This is a genomic window from Chryseobacterium sp. (assembly GCF_045629545.1).
GTDB lineage: Bacteria > Bacteroidota > Bacteroidia > Flavobacteriales > Weeksellaceae > Chryseobacterium.
Map to the genome: position 1 here is coordinate 1 of NZ_JAZQRK010000017.1, position 20,693 is coordinate 20,693.

Annotated in this window: 23 protein-coding genes and 1 tRNA gene; 11 read left to right on the forward strand and 13 right to left on the reverse strand. The window is 31.9% G+C overall.

Annotated features, from left to right (window positions below; genetic code table 11):
• Nucleotides 1–126 precede the first annotated feature (126 nt).
• Nucleotides 127–921: an IS3 family transposase gene (locus ACKI42_RS04095; RefSeq protein ID WP_407402771.1), complete on the forward strand. Its 795-nt coding sequence runs from the start codon at nucleotides 127–129 to the stop codon at nucleotides 919–921.
• 565 nt (nucleotides 922–1,486) lie between these two features.
• On the opposite strand, the gene ACKI42_RS04100 is transcribed toward ACKI42_RS04095, so the two are convergent.
• The 11 genes from ACKI42_RS04100 to tssD form a co-directional block, all read right to left on the reverse strand.
• The gene (locus tag ACKI42_RS04100) at nucleotides 1,487–1,993 is read right to left on the reverse strand and encodes an endonuclease V (RefSeq protein WP_407402727.1); all 507 of its coding nucleotides are present in this window, start codon (nucleotides 1,991–1,993) and stop codon (nucleotides 1,487–1,489) included.
• Between the two features lie 2 nt (nucleotides 1,994–1,995).
• Nucleotides 1,996–2,496, reverse strand: coding sequence for a hypothetical protein (locus ACKI42_RS04105; RefSeq protein ID WP_407402729.1), 501 nt, complete (start codon nucleotides 2,494–2,496; stop codon nucleotides 1,996–1,998).
• A gap of 10 nt (nucleotides 2,497–2,506) precedes the next feature.
• Entirely contained in the window at nucleotides 2,507–3,136 is a 630-nt protein-coding gene (locus ACKI42_RS04110; protein WP_407402731.1) for a hypothetical protein, read from the reverse strand.
• A gap of 34 nt (nucleotides 3,137–3,170) precedes the next feature.
• A complete protein-coding gene (locus ACKI42_RS04115; RefSeq protein WP_407402733.1) occupies nucleotides 3,171–3,677 on the reverse strand; it encodes an endonuclease V in 507 nt (168 codons plus the stop codon).
• Nucleotides 3,678–3,756: 79 nt separating this feature from the next.
• Nucleotides 3,757–4,098, reverse strand: coding sequence for a hypothetical protein (locus ACKI42_RS04120; protein ID WP_407402735.1), 342 nt, complete (start codon nucleotides 4,096–4,098; stop codon nucleotides 3,757–3,759).
• Nucleotides 4,099–4,312: 214 nt separating this feature from the next.
• Complete coding sequence (locus tag ACKI42_RS04125; protein ID WP_407402737.1) at nucleotides 4,313–4,654, reverse strand: hypothetical protein; 342 nt, start codon at nucleotides 4,652–4,654, stop codon at nucleotides 4,313–4,315.
• Entirely contained in the window at nucleotides 4,654–5,127 is a 474-nt protein-coding gene (locus ACKI42_RS04130; RefSeq protein ID WP_407402739.1) for a hypothetical protein, read from the reverse strand. The genes ACKI42_RS04125 and ACKI42_RS04130 overlap by 1 nt, the downstream gene beginning before the upstream one ends.
• A gap of 10 nt (nucleotides 5,128–5,137) precedes the next feature.
• The gene (locus tag ACKI42_RS04135) at nucleotides 5,138–6,700 is read right to left on the reverse strand and encodes a hypothetical protein (RefSeq protein WP_407402741.1); all 1,563 of its coding nucleotides are present in this window, start codon (nucleotides 6,698–6,700) and stop codon (nucleotides 5,138–5,140) included.
• A 233-nt stretch (nucleotides 6,701–6,933) separates the two neighbouring features.
• Complete coding sequence (locus ACKI42_RS04140; RefSeq protein WP_407402743.1) at nucleotides 6,934–7,833, reverse strand: hypothetical protein; 900 nt, start codon at nucleotides 7,831–7,833, stop codon at nucleotides 6,934–6,936.
• A gap of 6 nt (nucleotides 7,834–7,839) precedes the next feature.
• Nucleotides 7,840–10,014 carry a type VI secretion system Vgr family protein gene (locus tag ACKI42_RS04145; RefSeq protein WP_407402745.1) on the reverse strand — a complete coding sequence of 725 codons (2,175 nt, stop codon included), beginning with the start codon at nucleotides 10,012–10,014 and terminating at the stop codon, nucleotides 7,840–7,842.
• 212 nt (nucleotides 10,015–10,226) lie between these two features.
• Nucleotides 10,227–10,628 carry a type VI secretion system tube protein TssD gene (gene tssD, locus ACKI42_RS04150; RefSeq protein WP_407402747.1) on the reverse strand — a complete coding sequence of 134 codons (402 nt, stop codon included), beginning with the start codon at nucleotides 10,626–10,628 and terminating at the stop codon, nucleotides 10,227–10,229.
• Nucleotides 10,629–11,317: 689 nt separating this feature from the next.
• On the opposite strand from tssD, the gene ACKI42_RS04155 reads away from it, so the two are divergent.
• The 8 genes from ACKI42_RS04155 (at nucleotide 11,318) to ACKI42_RS04190 (ending at nucleotide 18,594) form a co-directional block, all read left to right on the forward strand.
• Complete coding sequence (locus tag ACKI42_RS04155) at nucleotides 11,318–12,022, forward strand: hypothetical protein (RefSeq protein ID WP_407402749.1); 705 nt, start codon at nucleotides 11,318–11,320, stop codon at nucleotides 12,020–12,022.
• 262 nt (nucleotides 12,023–12,284) lie between these two features.
• Nucleotides 12,285–12,803, forward strand: coding sequence for a hypothetical protein (locus ACKI42_RS04160; protein WP_407402751.1), 519 nt, complete (start codon nucleotides 12,285–12,287; stop codon nucleotides 12,801–12,803).
• Nucleotides 12,804–13,037: 234 nt separating this feature from the next.
• Entirely contained in the window at nucleotides 13,038–13,472 is a 435-nt protein-coding gene (locus ACKI42_RS04165; protein WP_407402753.1) for a hypothetical protein, read from the forward strand.
• A gap of 123 nt (nucleotides 13,473–13,595) precedes the next feature.
• On the forward strand, nucleotides 13,596–13,919 hold the full coding sequence (locus ACKI42_RS04170; RefSeq protein WP_407402755.1) for a hypothetical protein: 324 nt from the start codon (nucleotides 13,596–13,598) through the stop codon (nucleotides 13,917–13,919).
• Between the two features lie 330 nt (nucleotides 13,920–14,249).
• Nucleotides 14,250–14,741 carry a hypothetical protein gene (locus ACKI42_RS04175; protein WP_407402757.1) on the forward strand — a complete coding sequence of 164 codons (492 nt, stop codon included), beginning with the start codon at nucleotides 14,250–14,252 and terminating at the stop codon, nucleotides 14,739–14,741.
• 151 nt (nucleotides 14,742–14,892) lie between these two features.
• Complete coding sequence (locus ACKI42_RS04180; RefSeq protein WP_407402759.1) at nucleotides 14,893–15,147, forward strand: T9SS type B sorting domain-containing protein; 255 nt, start codon at nucleotides 14,893–14,895, stop codon at nucleotides 15,145–15,147.
• Nucleotides 15,148–15,304: 157 nt separating this feature from the next.
• Nucleotides 15,305–16,651, forward strand: coding sequence for a tRNA (N(6)-L-threonylcarbamoyladenosine(37)-C(2))-methylthiotransferase MtaB (gene mtaB / locus ACKI42_RS04185; protein ID WP_407402761.1), 1,347 nt, complete (start codon nucleotides 15,305–15,307; stop codon nucleotides 16,649–16,651).
• A 440-nt stretch (nucleotides 16,652–17,091) separates the two neighbouring features.
• On the forward strand, nucleotides 17,092–18,594 hold the full coding sequence (locus ACKI42_RS04190; RefSeq protein WP_407402763.1) for an FMN-binding glutamate synthase family protein: 1,503 nt from the start codon (nucleotides 17,092–17,094) through the stop codon (nucleotides 18,592–18,594).
• A 76-nt stretch (nucleotides 18,595–18,670) separates the two neighbouring features.
• On the opposite strand, the gene ACKI42_RS04195 is transcribed toward ACKI42_RS04190, so the two are convergent.
• Nucleotides 18,671–19,405 carry a hypothetical protein gene (locus ACKI42_RS04195; protein ID WP_407402765.1) on the reverse strand — a complete coding sequence of 245 codons (735 nt, stop codon included), beginning with the start codon at nucleotides 19,403–19,405 and terminating at the stop codon, nucleotides 18,671–18,673.
• A gap of 53 nt (nucleotides 19,406–19,458) precedes the next feature.
• On the opposite strand from ACKI42_RS04195, the gene ACKI42_RS04200 reads away from it, so the two are divergent.
• Nucleotides 19,459–19,896: an RNA-binding S4 domain-containing protein gene (locus ACKI42_RS04200; protein ID WP_407402767.1), complete on the forward strand. Its 438-nt coding sequence runs from the start codon at nucleotides 19,459–19,461 to the stop codon at nucleotides 19,894–19,896.
• A 3-nt stretch (nucleotides 19,897–19,899) separates the two neighbouring features.
• On the opposite strand, the gene ACKI42_RS04205 is transcribed toward ACKI42_RS04200, so the two are convergent.
• On the reverse strand, nucleotides 19,900–20,415 hold the full coding sequence (locus tag ACKI42_RS04205) for a shikimate kinase (RefSeq protein ID WP_407402769.1): 516 nt from the start codon (nucleotides 20,413–20,415) through the stop codon (nucleotides 19,900–19,902).
• A gap of 115 nt (nucleotides 20,416–20,530) precedes the next feature.
• On the opposite strand from ACKI42_RS04205, the gene ACKI42_RS04210 reads away from it, so the two are divergent.
• Nucleotides 20,531–20,603: transfer RNA gene (locus ACKI42_RS04210), tRNA-Lys, on the forward strand.
• Nucleotides 20,604–20,693 lie beyond the last annotated feature (90 nt).

Sequence of the window (20,693 nt, forward strand, 5' to 3'; positions counted from 1 at the left end):
GCATTTTTTAGTTCATTTTTGATTATTTTTCTTTTAATGTATTCATGAATGCCAGAGCATTTCCAAGAGCGGTCGATGAAATATCAGTTTATTAAAACACATGAATATTTATTTCCGATTGAAAAAATGTGTAAGGTTCTAAAACTAAATTGTAGTAGTTATTTCAAATGGAAAAGCAGACCAATTTGCAATAGATTGCTTTTGAAAGAAAAAATAAAACAACAAATAATTACAATTTATTTTGCATCAAAACAGCGTTATGGGAGTCCAAGAATTACTTTTGAATTAAATTCTTTGGGCTATAAAATATCAAGAGTTACGGTTGCGAAATATATGAAAGAGCTTGGTTTAAGGAGTAAACTAAGTAAGAAATTTAAAATTACAACCCACTCAAAACACAATTATTTGGTAGTTAAAAATGTGTTGGATAGGAACTTTATAGTTAAAACTTTCTCGAAAGTATGGGTCTCCGACATTACATATATTCAAACCAAAGAAGGGTTTTTGTACCTCACAACGATTATTGATCTGTATGACCGTAAGATAATCGGTTGGAGCTTAAGCAATGGAATGAGCACAGAGGAAACAAGCTTAGCAGCATGGAAAATGTCAATCAAAAATAGAAAGATTGGAAAGGGATTAATTTTTCATAGCGACCGAGGCGTTCAATATGCAAGCAATAAATTTGTAAAGACCATTGAGTCATACGGCGTAATTAGAAGTATGAGTCGTAAAGGAAATTGTTGGGATAATGCTGTGGCGGAGAGCTTTTTTAAATCATTGAAAACAGAATTGATTTATGGCAATAAACTCATCACAAGAGAAAAAATGGAATTGGAAGTCTTTGAATACATTGAAATCTGGTACAATAAAAAAAGACGACACGGGAACCCTAAATTACCAAACAATAGAAGAGTTTAACAGTCAAAAAATACATCAAAATGCAGCTTAAAATCCAACTAAGAAATACTAATTTTTGGTCCAGTGAAACGAGGGTAACTTAAGTATCCAACAAATTGTGCAGAAATCTTTATTTGCACAATAAGTACTAGGATTATTATACTTTTAATTCTTTTCATAATTTTTGTTTCAAATGATAATTAAACACTTTAGTAAAAGTGCGAATTAAAGTTTGAAAAAATGCCAGATAAATGTTAAAATAACCCGCTAACAATTTACGTAAAATATGTAAAATACTTATAATCATCACATATATAGTTATAAATGTGATTTCAGATTTGAGTAATAAAATTAATAAAAATTTACGAAAATATATGCAAAAATATTTACCCAAATGTTTTGTTTAATAAAATAGAAAGAAACTACGGCTAATAACTAAGCTTTCGTCTTACCCGTAGGGCACGAGATGAAAACCCATTTGAATTCTTCGACAGGCTCAATATAGGCACACCTTCGGTAGCTTTGAGGGCTCAAAATTTTCAGAATAATTTTTAAACTTACACAGTTAGTGAGATACTACCTTTTTTTACAATGTTTTTTTTGTTTCCTGATCCAATTGTTTCAATAAGGAAGGAAAACGAAACTCTCCATGCATTTCTTTTATGTATTGAGCTGCCTGATTTTTATCTGTTCCAATTGCAGAAATATAAAGGGGTTTTTCACTTTTTCCTCGAAAAACTTCTACGACATTATTTTTATTATCATGAAACGATGTTTTAGCGACTCCTATTATTGGTATTTTATTTTCAAGACTATCATACAAATAAGCACCTAAGCCTTTTTTATTATCATCATTTAAATAAACATAGCCGTTGATTATGATGCAATCTATTTCAATAGTTATTCTAAATAAAAGTTTTAAAATACATGGTAATTCTCGTTTGTAAAAACTACCTGGTTCATATGGAGCTATATTTTCTAGATAATCTATAACAGTTTCTTTTGGTGTAGGATCATCCCAATTTTCAAATAGAACACCTACAATCTTCGCTATATTATCAATGTTATAAAAAACATCTACTGCTAAAATCATTATCAAATAATAAGATTAGGGTTATCGGTTTTAAATTCATAGTTAACTAATTCATCGTTAGATAAATTCAATAAATATTCCATATATGATGGTAATCCACTTTCATGTCTTTTCTCTCTATAATCAATAATATTATATTCATCTAAAATTCTATCTACTTCTATCACTTTTAGATGATTGTTATTATAAACAATACTTGCCGTTTTTATATTCCTGTTTTCATCATATTCCTTAGAAACTCCAAATATTACATTTCCCCTACATTCATTGATCTGTTCTAAATCTCCATTAGAATAATAAATATATTCTAATCCATTTTTTGAACCATTAATATATTGAGCTTCAGATTCTATTTTGCCTTTAAAAATAGAATATATTTCACCTGAATAAGCCTTAGTTAGCTCTTTATCTACGTAATACATAGCATATCCATTAATATCATCTTTAAAATATAATGAATCATCTGTATCTTCTAATCTAAATTTTACATCTTTATTTATCATAAAACTTTATTTAATTGTGACCATGGGTATTAATTCCATCAGTCAAGAATCCACAATGAGGACATCTCACTTTTACTGGTGGAGTTCCATTATTATTTTTAATAGCTTTGTTTTGTAAATCTCTATTATGTAAATCCATTTCTTTAATAGAATTCTCATCAACTGGTATCCCCGAGTCTCGTCTTGCTTTTATAGCCTGATCATAAGCTCTTATTTCTGAATGAGCCGCTAGCCTATCGTCTGCAGTTGTTGAAGGTGTTATTTCCCCACTCTTGATTTTCGCTTCATAATCTGCAACTTTCTGTTTAATTATAGGATCTGCTGCTCCTACTTCAGGTGGATCCCTTAGCCATTTTTTATAAGCACTATCCCCAGTAGGAGTATTTTTGAAATTTTGGCTAAAAAAAGTTTTTCCAGTTGCAAGATCATAAATACCTGACAAACACGGACCTCTTTCTGCAGCACTTTGTGAGGCGATTATTTCCTTAGCTTTAGCTTCTGTTTCTGAAACAAGTTTATCGTTTGTTCTTTTAGGTACATCTTCATACGCATCTCCTTTACCATCTTTTTTAGGCTTGGTTTCTGTTTTGCCTTGGGTTTTGTTTGTTTTGCTGTGTATCGTATTTGTTGTTCTAAACAAAAAGCCCCTCATGATATAATGAGAAGCTTTTTTTTTACAACGTTTTTTTTGTTTCCTGATCCAATTGTTTCAATAAGGAAGGAAATCGAAACTCACCATGCATTTCTTTTATGCATTGAGCTGCCTGATTTTTATCTATTCCTATTGCAGAAATGTAAAGGGGTTTTTCACTTTTTCCTCGGAAAACTTCTACGACATTATTTTTATTATCATGAAACGATGTTTTAGCGACTCCTATTATTGGTATTTTATTTTCAAGATTATCATACAAATAAGTACCCAAGCCTTTTTTATTATCATCATTTAAATAAACATAGCCGTCGATTATGATGCAATCTATTTCAATAGTTATTCTAGATAAAAGTTTTAAAATACATGGTAATTCTCTTTTATAAAAACTACCTGGTTCGTAGGGAGCTATATTTTCTAGATAATCTATAACAGTTTCTTTTGGTGTAGGATCATCCCAATTTTCAAATAGAACACCTACAATCTTCGCTATATTATCACTGTTGTAAAATACGTCTACTGCTAAAATCATTTTTAAATATTAAGATTGGGGTTATCAGTTTTAAATTCGTAATTTATTAATTCTTGATTAGATAAATTCAATAAATATTCTATATATGATGGTAATCCACTTTCATGTCTTTTTTCTCTATAATCAATAATATTATATTATCTAAAATTTTATCTACTTCTATTACTTTTAGATGATTGTTATTGAACACAACACTTGCTGTTTTTATATTCCCATTTTCATCATATTCCTTAGAAACTCCAAATATTAAATTACCCCTACATTCATTGATCTGTTCTAAATCTCCATTAGAATTGTAAATATATTCTAATCCATTTTTTGAACCATTAATGTACTGAGCTTCAGATTCTATTTTGCCTTTAAAAATAGAATATATTTCACCTGAATAAGCCTTAGTTAGTTCTTTATCTATGCAACACATAGTATATCCGTTAATATCATCTGTAGAATATAATGAACCATCAATATCTTCTAATCTAAATTTTGAATTTTAATTTATCATAAATTGTAATGAAACTCATAATCGATTAACTCCTGATCTGTTAATTTCAATAATTTATTAAAATCATCTGGTATTGGGAAATTATTAATCCAACTTTCATCTTCTTCTCTATTTATAATTTTTTTATCTGTATCTAATAAAGCTCTTTCACGTATCCATTATTCCATTTAATACCAACAAATATTAAATTATTAAATTCGTTATATTCCTTAGAGATTCCAACATGCATATTATATTTACACTTAGATATTTGTTCTAATTGTCCTTCATTATTGAATACTTTTTCTACACCATTTTGAACTCCGTCTATATATTCGCTCCACCAAATCATGATATCTCCAGAGGTTTCTATCAAAATACCTGTATATAATTCTTGTAATTCTTTATCTAAAAAATAAATACTTTCTCCATTATGATCAGGTTTGGAAAATAAATCTTTTTCTAAAGAAATATTAATATCCTTTATTTTTATCATTATAAAATAATAAGATTGGGATTATCGGTTTTGAATTCGTAATTAACTAATTCTTGATTAGACAATAATAACAATTTTCTCAAGTATTCAGGCAATTTATCTTCGTATCGATTATCATAATTTTCTAATACAACATTTTGTTTTTCATTAACTTCAACAATCTTCAAGTAACTATTATTATAAACAATACTTGCTGTTTTAACATCCTCATTGTTATCATATTCCTTAGAAACTCCAAACATTAAGTTATTCCTACATTCGTTTATCTGTTCTACCTTTCCATCAGTGTTATATACATATTCTAATCCGGTACGTTTTCCTTTTCTTACATCAAATTTCCACATTAGAATATCATTTACCTTATCTATAACAACTCCATTGTATGGATTTTTAAAAAGTTCGTCTAAATAATAGTCAGATTCGCCTGATATTGGATCATCTTTTAAATATAGTTCTTCAAATTGTTTTTCCATAAAATAAAAATTAATTATGTCCATGTGTGTTAATTCCATCTGTCAAAATACTACAATGAGGGCATCTAACTTTAGTTTTTGGAATACCACTTTCATCAAGTTTCCATAAATCCCTATTATGTAAATCCATTTCTTTGATAGACCCTTCATCTACGTGTATTCCAGCTTCTCTTCTAGCTTTTATAGCTTGGTCATAAGCTCTCATCTCTGAGTGGGCAGCCAATCTTCTGTCAGCTATTTCGTGTTTTATTTCTCCATTTTTGATTTTAGCTTCATAATTTGCAACTTTTTGCTTGATTATAGGATCAGCTCCTCCTAATTCAGGTGGATCTCTTAGCCATTTTTTATAAGCAATATCTCCAGTAGGAGTATTTTTAAAATTTTGGCTAAAAAAAGTTTTTCCAGTTGCAGGATCATAAATTCCAGACAAACAAGGACCTCTATCTTTTTTAGAAGGATTTGAATCAATTATTTCTTTTGCTTTAGCTTCTGTTTCTGAAACAAGTTTATCGTTTGTTCTTTTAGGTACATCCTCATATGCATCTCCTTTTCCATCTTTTTTAGGCTTGGTTTCTGCTTTTCCTTGTCCTTTGTTTTGTGAGGTTCCTTCCTCTTTGTTGGTATTGTTACCGTCTTTATCCCCACTTGGTTGTCCATCTTTATCGCCTTGCGGTGTTGGTTCTTCTACAGGTGGTTTAGCTCCTTTCGCTTTTATATTTAGTAAATATAAGAAAATCATATAATCTGTAGGTTGTGCCTGTCCAGTAAAAATACGTTTTGCCATTCCTATTTCTGGGACTCCACCATCTACTAACGCACCTCCTGCATCTCCTGCACTATTTATATTGCCATAGGCATGTTCGTTTGCCAAAGAATTTAGCCCAAACAAGGCACGACTTCCACCCCAAATCCCTGTAAACCCTTGTGCAACATTAGTTAATACACTAGGTAGACTAGGCCAAGTTACTGCTAGTGTTCCACCTGCCAATCCAGAGATTAAAAAACCTCCTGCACCAATCGCTGCACCACCTAAGGCACTTTCTGCTAATTTAGTAGCGTAATTAAATCCTCCAAGAGCCAAAGCATGTCCCCAACTTTTTACTTCTGGTGCAAATTTTACTACTCCACCTACAGAACAAGTCATTATACAATCTCCAGTAATTGCTTGCGTTCCTGTAAGTATCATATTGCTTTTACTTTTACTCCAAGTTCTAGCAGTCGCATTTTTGTGTCCACAAGTCAAAGTTCCTACTGCAGCAGCAATTGTACCACCAATAACTCCAGCTCCAGCTCCAATAGCCATCATTCCAATTAAGCCAATAGCTGCAATTCCTCCTGTGCCTACAATCAAGGCTACTACAACTACAGCCAATAAAGCGGCTCCCAATGCTGCCCAAATCATATTTTTGGTGCATCCAAAATCTATCCAACTGCTCGTAGAAGTATCTGCAACGGTTATATAAACTTCACCTGTGCTTTTTTTATTACTAGTTCGTGTACCTTGCAACTGTGCTGGTACAGCACCACTAGAACACATCCAAAAATCTTTTTCTGTAATTATTTTATTCCCCATAATTAACTTGCTTTAAGATTTGTTTCCGAGAATGGGTACTTAATCTATTTCTATGATCAATAACTTGATGTGCAATTCCGAAAATACGATTTGAGATAAAAAGTTCTTTTTCTTTCTTATACTTCCGTTGAAATAATAAAGTAAAAACTATTGTCCTATCTTCAATTATAGTAGAGTAATTTATTTCAAAACTAAAGTTCAATAGAGATATTCTTTTCACTATAGATCTCTTGCTATTTACTATTTGTAATACTTTCATTGTACATTTTGTATTTTAGCATTTCTTCATTATAAAATGTATATTTCATCTTTGTATAAAGTAATTCTTCATCAGCAATTTCCTCTCTAAGAATAGAAGCTTCAATAATCCTTCCTGTATTTCTATCTACTCTATATTTTCCTTTTTCTTGTAGAATAGGATTCAAATTTTTAACATCAATCTGATTAGCAAATTGTATATACGCTCTGTTCTTGAAACCAATACTTTCTATTGATAGTAATGAAGGTTCACCTAGTATTTCAACAATAACTTCATTATCTGATAATAATGGGTTACCTATGTTTTTTAAATGATATTTCCAATCTACATTTGCAGAGTTAAAATAATTCAGCCCTATTTGTGAATAAGAACTCGGAATATTCTTTCCAAATATTTTATTAAAATACATCAGGAAAAATTCACTATTTTCAATTCCTTCTTTTAATTTTTTCTGATCTTGAAATAGGTTATCATTTAAAATAATTGCGTTTTTAATATCAGGATTACTTGCCGCAATTTCCTCCATTTCATTTTTGGTTTGTTTCCATTTTGAAAGGATTAAATCCATATTAACAACCTCAGTTATTTTTCCATTCTCGTTAATTTTCAGATGCAACTCATTGTATAATCTAGAGAAAGCCTTCGTTAGATTTGCAATTTCTTTTATCAACGGATTATTTGAATCTAATAACATATGATCTAGTAAAATCAACCTAACTTCTGATTCTAAATCGTCAGATTTTAACACAGAAAAATCCCATCTCATTTGTGATGTAGATGTCATATGAACATTTACACCTTTGATGTCTGAATCTATAAATAAAGTATATTGTTCAGAAAAAGGCTCTTTAAATTTTATTGTATTATTTGCCATATATTATTAATTGATAAAGGCATCACCTCCATCTATTTTTGTTTGTCCACCACCAATGTGATTAGCAGGAGAAGAAATTTCAATTCCATCATTTGCAGATATTCCAATACCATCAGCACCAATTCCAATTATTTTTCCACTTAAGAGAATAGTTCCATCGGTATTTAAAGTAATCGAACTACCTCCAGTTTTAATCGTAATATTGGTATCACATTCCAATGTTATATTTCCACCTGCATCCATAGATATCATAGAGTTTGCTCCACCGCCTTCTTTACCACCTACGTTAATAACATTGGTACTTCCAGCGTTTATAGTATTATTAGATCCCGCATTTACAGTATGATTTGTATTAGCATTCGTCGTAGCATTTCCAGCACCATCAAATTTCATATTTGCTCCTCCTTGATCTGTAAGATAAACAGAACCTTCTCCATCATTCAATTCTAATTTATTTCCGCTACGGCTACTCAAACTTTTCACATTGTTTCCTGTACCGCCACCGCCACCAACTCCGCCATGAAACATCCCTCCCATTACAAATGGTCGGTCGGGATGCTGATGAACAAAGTTTACGATCACTTGATCACCTACCTCTGGTATAGCCATAAATCCTCTATTCTTGCTCACCTTATCACTTCCTCCTGCATCAGGTGTCATTACTCGGATAAACTCTGTAGTATCGGGTCCTTTCTGCCAATCGAATTGTACTTGTACGCGTCCTTGATTTTGAGAATCCCTGTTAGATATCACCTTCGCAAATTGTGGATCTGCTCTTGGCGTTTCAAATTCAGGACGAGGAATATAGCCCGAATCTGCAGCTATCGCTTCAAATGAACCAGTATAATATCCTCTTGCATCAACCTCATGGCTCACCTCAGTAATTAATAATTTGGTAAAATAAGTAGTTTGGTTAGAATCAGCTTTTCGCATTTCAATATCCGCTGCACAACCTGGATATAAAAAAGGAACAGAAGTAGAACCTGAGGTTAAAAATACTTCAGAAGCCTTACTTCCAGCTGTCCCCTTCTGAGAAGCGTCAATATCCATAAATGTTTTTGCCTTAATAGGAGCAATCCTTAGAGATGGTGTAGTAAAAGTCTTTTCAGAAATATCATATGCTCTTTTGGCAATATCAGAAACATGATTTATTTTAGACTGACCTGCTATTAATTTTTCATTCTTATTACTGTTATATCCATAGAAACTTGGATTAACATGTTGAGCTTTCATTTTGATTTTTATATCACTTACACTGCTCCCATAGACCAATTTTACGGGAGATTCCTGAGGGGGAAGCTTACCAAAATGAAGGACTTCACCATCATAAAAAAATTGCTCTCCGTAAGCCTCTGCAATTCTAGCTAGATAATTATAATGGGTTTCTTCATATTGTGAGCTGTAAGAAACATTACCATATTTTGCATCCACACGAAAGTCAAATTTACTCGCTCCAAGACCTTCTCGAATTACCTGATCGGCAATGCTATTTAAACTAATATCTTGAGAGCCTCCAAAACTCTGGATATGTGAGGCAGCATCCAAAAGTATAGTTGGACTGTATCCCGTAAGTATAATGTTTCCCAAACTTCCTTGATCTTGGCTAAAACCTACTTCTGTAATAACGCCCACAAAATTTCTTTCCGGACCATCTAATACATCTTTATATTTAAAAACAACCGTAAGACGTTTTCCTAGAAAATTTTGAGCCTCCTCTAAATTGTAATTTTCGGCAACGCCTAATGAATTATGAGCAAGAGTTAAACTAAAAGTATGATGCTTCGTTACACTCTGATCAAGTTTAAAATGGGTAAAATGCGAAATTATAGTTCCCTCTATTACTACATCTAACTTCACAACCCTATTAATACCCGCAATATGATTAGTTGCTATCGCTTCGGCATTTAAAATTTTGGAGGTAGGCTGATTAGCCCATGTCTTGCCTTGTATCGTATGTGGGCTATTCGATTGGATATTTTTATTCATAAACATCGAAGAAGTATCTTTTAGCGTACTTCCCATTGCATTCGCTTGCTCTATTTTTTGAGCCGCTTTCTGAATTTTTCCGTTCGATTGTTCTACTATTTTATCCGTAGCAGCAGTTTTCAGACTCTCTAAACCCGACGAATTATTTAAACTCTTTGGGTTTGATGTTTTTTTAGAATTATTATCCTGAAACATAGCATATATTTTAATGGAGTGAAACAATTGTGCGTTACCCTAAAGCCATAATTTAAGAATACAAACAACCTAAAATCACCAAGATTGAATGGAGTAATAGAATAAATATCTAATATAGTTAGGACTTGTGATAAACGCAAAAAACAGAATAGTAGACTCTTAGGTTAACTATTCTGTTAAAAATTTTTTGATTGAAATGATGTCCTAAGAAATTATGCTGAAGGCCAAATTCCTTCGTAAGCAGAATTACCATAGTTGATTTTCTCAGCACTTACAATAAAGCTAATCAACATAGAATTTTGGTCTACTGCATCGAAGTCTACTTCATGCTGGATAACGTATCCGTTTTCCCAGTTAAGAGTAATCAATGTTCCTTCTTCGTGAGATTTGTTGAAAGTAATTTCACCTGTTGTTGGTTTGTATTTTCCATTCAATAAGCTCTCTAAGATTTCAGATTTCTCTGTAGCCTCGATTGTTAATTTGATTAAAGCATTAGATGGATCTGAAGCTACACGTCCTGAAACGTCTGTAGATCTAGATACGCTGTAATTAAGCTTTAATAATTTTTGTCCTTCGCTACCGTTGAATTTTAAAATTCCTCTTGAATCTGCCATAATGGTTGATTTTATTAATTAATATTTTGTGATTTTGTATTCAACAAATATAGAACACCTTATTATCAAAGAAAAATATTAATCCCATTATTTGAAAAAGTGTAGTAGTATTACGACTAACAAACGTTCGTTTGAAATTGAGAAAAAAGATTATTTTGGTGTTTAACATCAAATATATCTTTAATTTATGCCTAAAACAGAGGGAATAAGCACACCAACAATGAACGCTCAACTTTATCTAAATTTTATATTTTTTTGATAGAATATGAAAGAGAATTGATAAGAGAAAGAACAAATGCAGGTTTACAATCTGCAAGATTTAGGGGAATGCAAGGATGGAGACTAAGGTTATACAATAGAAACAATTTCTAAGCTGCTCATTCTTCGTTCGGTTTACAAAGATCTCACGAAACGACCTGAAGAAATCTATAAACCCTTTGGATTAACAAGAGCAACATTTTACCGTTACGCCTAAATTCTAGACAATCATACCGATGATGAAATAAAGATTTGGTATTCTAAGTACAAATTAATATTGAATAACAAAATTTTAGATTATAAGTTTTTATTTTTATTCTAATTTACGGTATCCCGCAATTTGCTATTGATTAGATTATTTATCTTTGAATCCTCTATAATTAATCGGAATAAATTTTTATTCACTACAACAAATATTTTAAATTACCATTATGAAAAAAACAATTACTTTTTTTACTATTCTTGTATCTTGGATCACTATTCAAGCTCAAGAAAGTATTGATTTATTGACTTACGAAAATACTCAGGATATAAATTTTTTCACGTCGGTTAAAAATGGAGCTTTAATTAAGGAATATATCACAACCACTAAAAATAGTGTGAAAGTTGGTGATACTTTAATTTTAGGATCTCCAACCTCTCAAGAAATGAATACAAAAACATATTCAGGGAGTTATGGCAATAGAGCAACAGGGGGTATAGCACAATCGAGGAGTACTTCAAAAAAAACTTATGAATTTATACAACTAGGTAGACCAGCGGGATTTGGAAGCGTTATGTCAGCAATGGGTGGTAATGCACAGAACATGGCAGATAACAGTTTTAAAAATACTAAAGTCATTGTAAACGAAATAAAAACGTATCATAGGGGTAGTAAAAATAAACCCTTATATGTAGTTATGGTTTTGGGAGAAATAAATGGTAGAGCTTTTGGAATAAATAAATATTTAAGCGTAATGGACACCGAATTAGGAGTTGAGTCTGGAGAAATCCTTTTAATAAATAGGAAAATGACCAGAGAAGAAGCTATTGCAAAATTAAAAGAGGCGAAAGAACTTTTGGAAATTGATATGATGAGTAAAGATGATTTTGAAGAATTAAAAAAGAACCTGGCTCCTATTATTACTAATAACTAAGCGTAATACTTCTATAAATAGATGTTGATTAGAATACTGTAAAAATTCCGTTTAAATAATTTAAATTCTGTATTCACCGATTTGTCACAAATTTAGGTAACTCAATCTCTTATAAATTCAAAATAAATTTAAATTAATACAGACTAAAATTAGTGCAATATATGCAATTTGAAAAGGGTTATATGGTATTCATAATAAATTAGATCGTGTTGATTTCAATATAAAATTTTAATAATTATTCAATAAATAATCTCAAAAAACCATGAAAAGATTCATATTAGTAACGTTATTGTTAATTCCTTCGATTTTTTTTGCTCAAAATTTACAAGTGGATAATGATAATTTGGAAAGGAATTTTGCTAAATGGGTAAATATTAATAAGGATATATACAGCAATTTAAAAGCAAAAAACATATCGAAAATAAATTTTATAATATTCAAATCTGACTCATTTTATGAAAAGGTAAAGAAAAAATATAGTCTGAAAGAGGAAGAAATTTGGAGCCTTGATATACCTGGTCCTTATCTTAAAATAGCCGGAGGGAACAAGTCTCCTATTGTTGCTTATAATCTAGAACAAAAAATATCAGTATTACTTTTTTTACCGAAACAATGGATTGATGGTGATATACGAGATGATAGAAATTGCAATCTTGGTATTAATGAACATTCAGAAATAGGATTCATAACTTACTTATTGCAATGCGAAGGTTTAATCAATATAGATTTTAGAAGATATAATTTTAAAGATGGATTTATAAAAGCTTACGACAAGTATTAATTTACAATCATAATTTTCAAAACCAATCTCAAAAAACAATTGTATGACATTTAATGCTTTTATAATATGCTTTATTTTCTATTCTTTAGGTATAATTACACAAAAAGTTATATATTATTTTCAAAAAAGAAAACAAGATATAAAGGATCTGGAAGACTTGGAAACTTTTAGGTTAGAACTGGAGGAAGAAATTGAAGCAATTAAAAATAAGAACTAGTTTCAAAAAACGATTAAATGAAAGACTATTACAGGTTAACCCATATTCAAAAAGTGAGAATTTCTCAAAATTTAATTGATATCCTCGAAAAAGACATTTGCCCTTCTCCAGAAACGATTACGTTTATTGTTAATTGGATAGGCACAGTTCGTAGTGAAAAATTTAAAGCTTATTATGATGTTTGGGAAATAGTTTTAAAGAGTTTCTATCCAAAAGAAAGACCAATACTAATTAGAAGTATATCTAGAAAATCCAAACAGCAATATATTGGAAGTTTTACAAACTCAGCATCTTCTGCTGAAAGATTTGGTGAACATAAAGGATATTGGATAATTTGTGATACAAAAAATTCAATAATTTCAGATATTCCAATAAATAAAAAAGGAAGTTATAGAAATACATATTATCCACTTAGTAATGTTTTAAAAAAAGCTAAAGAAAAAGGTGGATGAGGATTTTCTGAAAGATTTTTGAGTACATTCTCTGGAGTAGATGAATACATAATGAAAATTAACTTCTCGAATATGCAACTATTGAAATTTATAAATATTGAAGATTAAATATCAAAAAACGATATGAAAGAAGATTTACCAGATTATCATTATACTCTCGAAAGACTTAATAAATTAACTTATGTATTAACAGTAAATGAAGGAGATATAAAAAAAAGATTAATTGAAGCACTAACATATTATTGGATTTCAGCAGATGATCTACCTGAAAATATTAGAGAATTTGCAGATGAGATTGATACAGTTGAGAGCTGCATACCAAAAGATGAATATGATAATACCTATAAAAATTCTTTAGCTAATAAGCATCTAAAGACGTGCAGTAAAATAGCTTCTAAAATTGTAGATTTAGAACAAATGCTTACAGAATATATTGATGATATCTAATAATTAATCTCACAAAACCATAGTTTTAAATTTAAATTAGGAAGTATTACAACCAATGATACTACGCTCACCAATTGTAACGATAATAATATAGGGACTGCGGTTTTTGATCTTACTATAGCAAATGTGATTGTAAACTCAACTGTAACTAAGAAATATTTCGAAACCTTAAATGATTTAAATTCTGGCATTTATGAGATTATAAATCCTAATGCCTTTGTATCTGCTGCAGGTACAGTATACGTGTTGGTTACAACACCAGAATAATGTACTGATGTAGCCATAATTACATTAGCTTTTAATACTGTTGTAATCGTTAATGATGCTGCAATGAGAACTTGTTTTATTGAAAGTAATCCTTCTTTGGGATTATTTGATCTTACTACAGCTAATATGACGTTACAGATAGGTGCCACAAAGAAAATTTGTCCTTCGTTGGCAGATGCAGTAAATGCTACCAATGAAATTCCAATTCCTACTGCAAATACAGCACCCAATGGAGTTGTTTATGTAAAAGTCTTTAATACTAATGGGTGTTACACTGTTGCTAAAATCACTCTAGAGGTTTTTCAACCTGTCTATTCTCCTGTTTTGGTAGATAAAATAATATGTGCTGAAGATACAACAGATGTAGATGCAGGAATAGGTTTTACAGAGTACGAATGGAGTACAGGAGCTACAACCCAGACTATTTCTAATGTAGGAATTGGTAACTATTGGGTAAAAATTATGATGGGAGACTGTGTTACAAAACAATTGGTAAAAGTATTGCATCAGAACAGCCTATTATTACTAACGTTGAAATTAGTAACACAAATATAGCAGTTCAGGTTTCAGGGGGTACGCCAGAATATCAATACTCCTTAGATCAAATTAATTGGCAAGATTCTAATGTTTTTAAAAGACGCATATGATTGTGATCCTCAGCAGGTAGCAATTACAGTTCCCAATTTGATTAATGTAATTACGCCTAATGGAGAGAATCAACGATGTGATGGATTATTATGCCTTATCTAATAAGCAAAATCTTGTAGTGAACATTTTTTATAGATATGGTGATAAAGTTTACCAGCTCAATAAAAGCACCAATTACAAATGGGATGGAACTTCTAATGGGAAAAAAATGCCTACTGGAAACTATTGGTATTCGGTCTCTTGGAATGAAAGTAACAAAAAAAATACCTCGATCAAGTATACTGGTTGGATCATGGTGAAAAATAGAGATTGATAAATGTTCTTTTAATTTTGTTATGTTGACCATCCTTTTAGGATGGTTTTTTATGTAAAATTTTTTAGTATCAAATTGGTAATGTATTGAATGAGTTGAATTTTATATTCATATTTAAATTATTATCTTTGCAGACACTAAAATTTAGTATACTTCAATGTCTCGATTTCAAAAAACCGCCGCTTTTCATACTTTAGGTTGCAAACTTAATTTTGCAGAAACATCTACTATTGCCCGACAGTTAACAGAGGCTGGTTATGAGAAAGTGAGTTTTGATGATAGCGCTAACATCTATGTTATTAATACCTGTTCAGTAACAGAAAATGCCGACAAAGAATGCAAGCTTCATGTAAAAAGAGCTATGAAGGCAAATCCTGAAGGTTTGGTAGTCATTGTGGGTTGCTACGCACAGCTGAAGCCTGAAGAGATTTCTCAGATTACAGGGGTAGATTTGGTGTTGGGAGCAAAAGAAAAGTTCAATATTCTTAGTTATCTAGAGGATTTAGAAAAATCTGATAGTGAAGGTATTGTGCACTCTTGCGAAATTGAAGAGACAGATTTCTTTATAGGAAGCTACTCTATAGGAGATCGTACAAGAGCATTCCTGAAAGTGCAAGACGGTTGCGATTACAAGTGTACTTATTGCACCATACCTTTAGCTAGAGGCATTTCTCGTTCTGATACAATATCGAGCGTAGTGAAAAATGCACAAGAAATTGCAGCAAAAGACATCAAGGAAATTGTGCTTACTGGTGTTAATATTGGCGACTATGGTAAAGGAGAATACGGGAACAAAAGGCACGAGCATACTTTCTTAGATTTAATTTCAGAACTAAACAAAGTAGAAGGGATAGAAAGGATAAGAATTTCTTCTATCGAGCCTAATTTGTTGAAGGATGAGAGTATAGATCTAGTAGCGCAAAGCAAAAGTTTCGTGCCGCATTTCCATATTCCATTGCAATCGGGTAGTGACGAGCTGTTGAAGAGAATGAAGAGACGTTATCTTACCAATTTGTACCAAAATAGAATTAGCAAAATACGAGAAGTAATGCCTGATGCAGCTATTGGAGTAGATGTTATCGTTGGTTTTCCGGGTGAGACGGAGGAACTATTTATGGAGACGTATAATTTTATCAATCAATTGCCTATAAGCTATCTGCACGTCTTTACTTATTCTGAAAGAGAAAATACAGAAGCCGCAGATATGGAGGGAATAGTGCCGATTCCGGAAAGAAAACGTCGTAACAAAATGCTAAGAATCCTTTCTGAAAAGAAGAAAATGGCATTCTACGAAACCCAATTGGGAAAAGTTCTTCCTGTACTTTGGGAACACGAAAATAAAGACGGCAAAATGTATGGTTTCACAGAAAATTATGTTCGTGTACAGAAAGATTTCAATGCATCATTAGTTAATAAAATTGAATTCTTAAAATTAGAGAATATTCTCGCAGATGGTACCGTAGCAGTTCAAGCTAGTTTCGATCATTTCTTGGAGAGAGCTTAATATCTATATTTTTATTATTTTTTATAATTTCAATTACCTTATATTGAGTTGAGCCGAATGCGTATTCGGCTCTCAAATTTGTAGCTTATACAAGATATTGGGTATTTGTTTTGATGATAATTGGTAGGTAAGCCCAAATTTTTATCAAATTTTACTCTTTTATTTTTTAATTTATTCGTAAAAAACCCCCATAAATACTGCTATATATCTTAATTTAACCTGTTTATTTATATTTAATTTTTTATAGTGGTATTGCTCAAAAATTATATTTTTATTTGATAAGATTCCTTATTAGTAATTTTAATCTAAAATTTATCGTTTTTCATTTCCGAAATTGAAATTTAATTTATTGAAATTCACCTATATAATTCCTACTTTATCTCTTTCCGACTGTAGGAAATCTCCTTTAATTTTTTAACTTTGAGAAAATTTAAAATGATATGAGAGATAAATTTTTATCTTGGGGTTTGTTAATAGTAATTACTACTTGGGTCGTAACTTGGGTAATAGATTATTATCTGTGGATTCCTGTGATTCTTACCTTAATCTACGCATTAGGGGTTTACAATGCGTACCAGACAAAACATGCTATTCTTAGAAACTTCCCTGTATTGGGGTATTTCAGATATTTCTTTGAAGAAATATCACCAGAGATGCAACAATATTTCATAGAAAGAGAAACAGATGGTAAGCCATTTCCTAGACATCAGCGTTCTGCAGTGTATAGAAGAGCAAAAAACATCAGTGATACCGTAGCTTTTGGTACTCAGCTAGAGATTAATCATAGAAAATATGAAGGGATAAAGCATTCTATCTATGCAAAATCTCCATCTGAGGAATTACCACGTGTATTGGTGGGTGGAGAACAGTGTTCTAAGCCATATAGCGCCTCTTTGCTTAATATCTCTGCAATGAGTTTTGGATCTCTTAGTGATAGAGCTCAGATTGCGCTTAATAAAGGAGCTAAAAAAGGTAATTTCTATCATAATACCGGTGAAGGTGGTATTTCGGATTATCATATGCAAGGTGGCGATATCTGTTGGCAAATTGGGACTGGATACTTCGGATGTAGAGATGATGAAGGTAAGTTTAATCCAGATTTATTTAAAAAATATGCTACGCTAGAGAACGTGAAGATGATAGAGATAAAGCTGTCTCAAGGTGCGAAACCAGGACATGGTGGAGTATTGCCAGGCGTGAAAAATACACCTGAAATTGCCAAAATTCGTCACGTAAAACCTGGTATTACTATAATTTCTCCGCCCTCACATTCTTCGTTTTCTGATGCTGCAGGATTGTTAAAGTTCATACACCAATTAAGAGAACTTTCTGGTGGAAAGCCTATTGGTTTCAAGCTTTGTATTGGAGATACAAAAGAGTTTGAAGACATCTGCGAACAGATGAATATAGTAAAAATCTACCCAGACTTCATCACGGTAGATGGTGCAGAAGGAGGTACAGGTGCTGCGCCACCAGAATTTTCTGATGGGGTAGGAATGCCTTTAGAGCCTGCATTAATCTTTGTCAATCGTACTTTAAGGAATTTCAATTTGCGAGATAAATTAAGAATTATCGCAAGTGGCAAAGTTCTTACAAGTTTAGATATTTTGAGGGCAGTAGCTATGGGCGCAGATATGTGTAATAATGCAAGAGGATTTATGTTCTCACTTGGTTGTATTCAGGCATTGAGATGTAACTCAAATAACTGTCCAACTGGTGTTGCTACGCAAGATAAAATGCTAATCAAAGGACTAGATGTAACGGATAAAAGCGAGAGAGTTTACCATTTCCACAAAAATACATTGCATACATGTAATGAGCTTATTGGGGCAGCTGGAAGAAGTTCCTATGATGAGGTAGATGCAAGTATGTTTATGCGAGGTGATGAGTTTGAACATCTTTCGGATAAATATTTCCCAGATATCTTGAGTAATGTAAGATAATTAAATTTAATTAAAATAATAAAAAGAGACCGCCATATCAAATATGGCGGTCTCTTTAATGTTTATATGTTTCTACTTACATCTCACTAGCAAGTCTTGTAGAAGATTTATACAATTGGAAATTGAAGATAAATGTACAGTTTCTGTATGAATAAGTGCCACCAAATGTAGAATGTGGATCTCTAGCAAAGGCAGCTCTAGATGGAACAATAATAACGCCTTGTAGATTGTAATTTTCATCATCTGTTTTATCAAAAGCCTTGAATTTTCTAATCGCCTCTTGGAAACCTTCCATTTCATAATAGCTTCTGTCTTTTCCAGATGCAGTAAGTACACTTTCCTTTACATAATAGAATGTAGGATCTACTAGAGGAGAACCACTTTCATCTAGAGGATTTTGTGTAGTAAAGCCCATAGAATTTAGAAAAGTTACTTTTCCATCAGTACTACCAGCTAGATATGCTTTAGCCCTCATCATAAGTCTTAGCACATCTTTATCTCCTACTGTTGTCCCATTAGTAGGTTGCACATTATTTCGTACGATATAGATAGCTCCTGTTGGAAGAGTTTGAGGATTCAGATCAGCCAGTTTTACTTCATTATCATCTGTATCATCGCTGCTACTGAATGATTTTATATTTCCTAATGCATCTAGATAATTGTCATTCAAAAACTTCTGTATGGCTTCATCATCATAAGCATTCTGTGTTGCGATGTTTTCTGGCTCAACATAAGTTTCCACTTCATCATCCTTTTTACATGCTGATAAACACAAAGATCCAGCAAGGATATATAAAAATATTTTTTTCATTTCAAAAATTTAATTACTTTACAAATAATATAACAGCAAAAGTATAAAAAAATATGAGAATAGATAAATTTTTATGGTGCATTCGTATTTATAAAACTAGAAGCATTGCAGCAGAAGAAATCAAGAAAAATAGAGTATCTGTAGGAGACTCTGTGGTAAAGTCTTCTAAAGAGGTTAGAGAAGGGGATGTAATAAAAATTAGGAAAAACCAGATTGATTATAAAATAAAGGTTTCACAGATCCCTAAAAGTAGACTTGGCGCCAAATTGGTTTCCCTTTATATCAAAGATGTGACGGATAAAGAGCAGCATGAGCTTCTAAAATTAAGAAAACTATCCCAAGGATACTATCGTGGGAAAGGGGAGGGCCGCCCTACCAAAAAAGACAGAAGAGATATTGATGGGTATGTAGAAAACGATGAAGAATCGGATTTTACGGACTGGGATGCCTTTTTTGGGGAAGATGAAGCCGCTGATGAGGTAAAAGAATAAATTTTATAGATATATCTTATCTATGATCTCTTGTAGGATTTCCTCTGGTGTTTTAGCATCTGTACTAATGCTATATTGTGCACGATTATAGTATACATTTCTTTCAAATAGATGTTTTGCTATAAATTCTGGAAGATCCTCGTTGGAGACATTGGAGATTATAGGACGCTTTTCCTTTTGCTTTGAAAGTCTTTCTACTAGTGTATTTATAGAAGCTCTAAGAAATATACTAGTAGAATTACTATTAATGAGTTCCATATTGTTGTAATAAACCGGAGTTCCCCCACCCAAGCTCAAAACGATGTTCTCTTGAGTTGCCAAAATTTCCTCCAAAGCTTCCCTTTCTAGTTTTCTAAAGTAAATTTCGCCTCTACTCTGGAAGATTTCTGAGATCGTGGCTTTATTTCTTCTAAAAATCTCTTTGTCAAGGTCGAATAATTTAAAATTTATTTTGTCGCTTAAGATTTTGGATACGTGAGTTTTACCGCTCCCCATGTAGCCTAAGAGTGTTATAATCATAAAAATATTTTAAACAAATTTGCAAAAAAGTTTTGAGATAATAAAAATTGTTATATCTTTGCAACATCAAAAACAAGGGTATACAGCGAAACAAAATGTTGATGATTTAGTGACCGACTCGGTAGCTCAGCTGGTAGAGCAATACACTTTTAATGTATGGGTCCTGGGTTCGAATCCCAGCCGGGTCACTAGCAAAAATATTATAAATTTATTATGATTTTTTTAGCCTGCGTGGTGAAATTGGTAGACACGCCATCTTGAGGGGGTGGTTTCCTAAG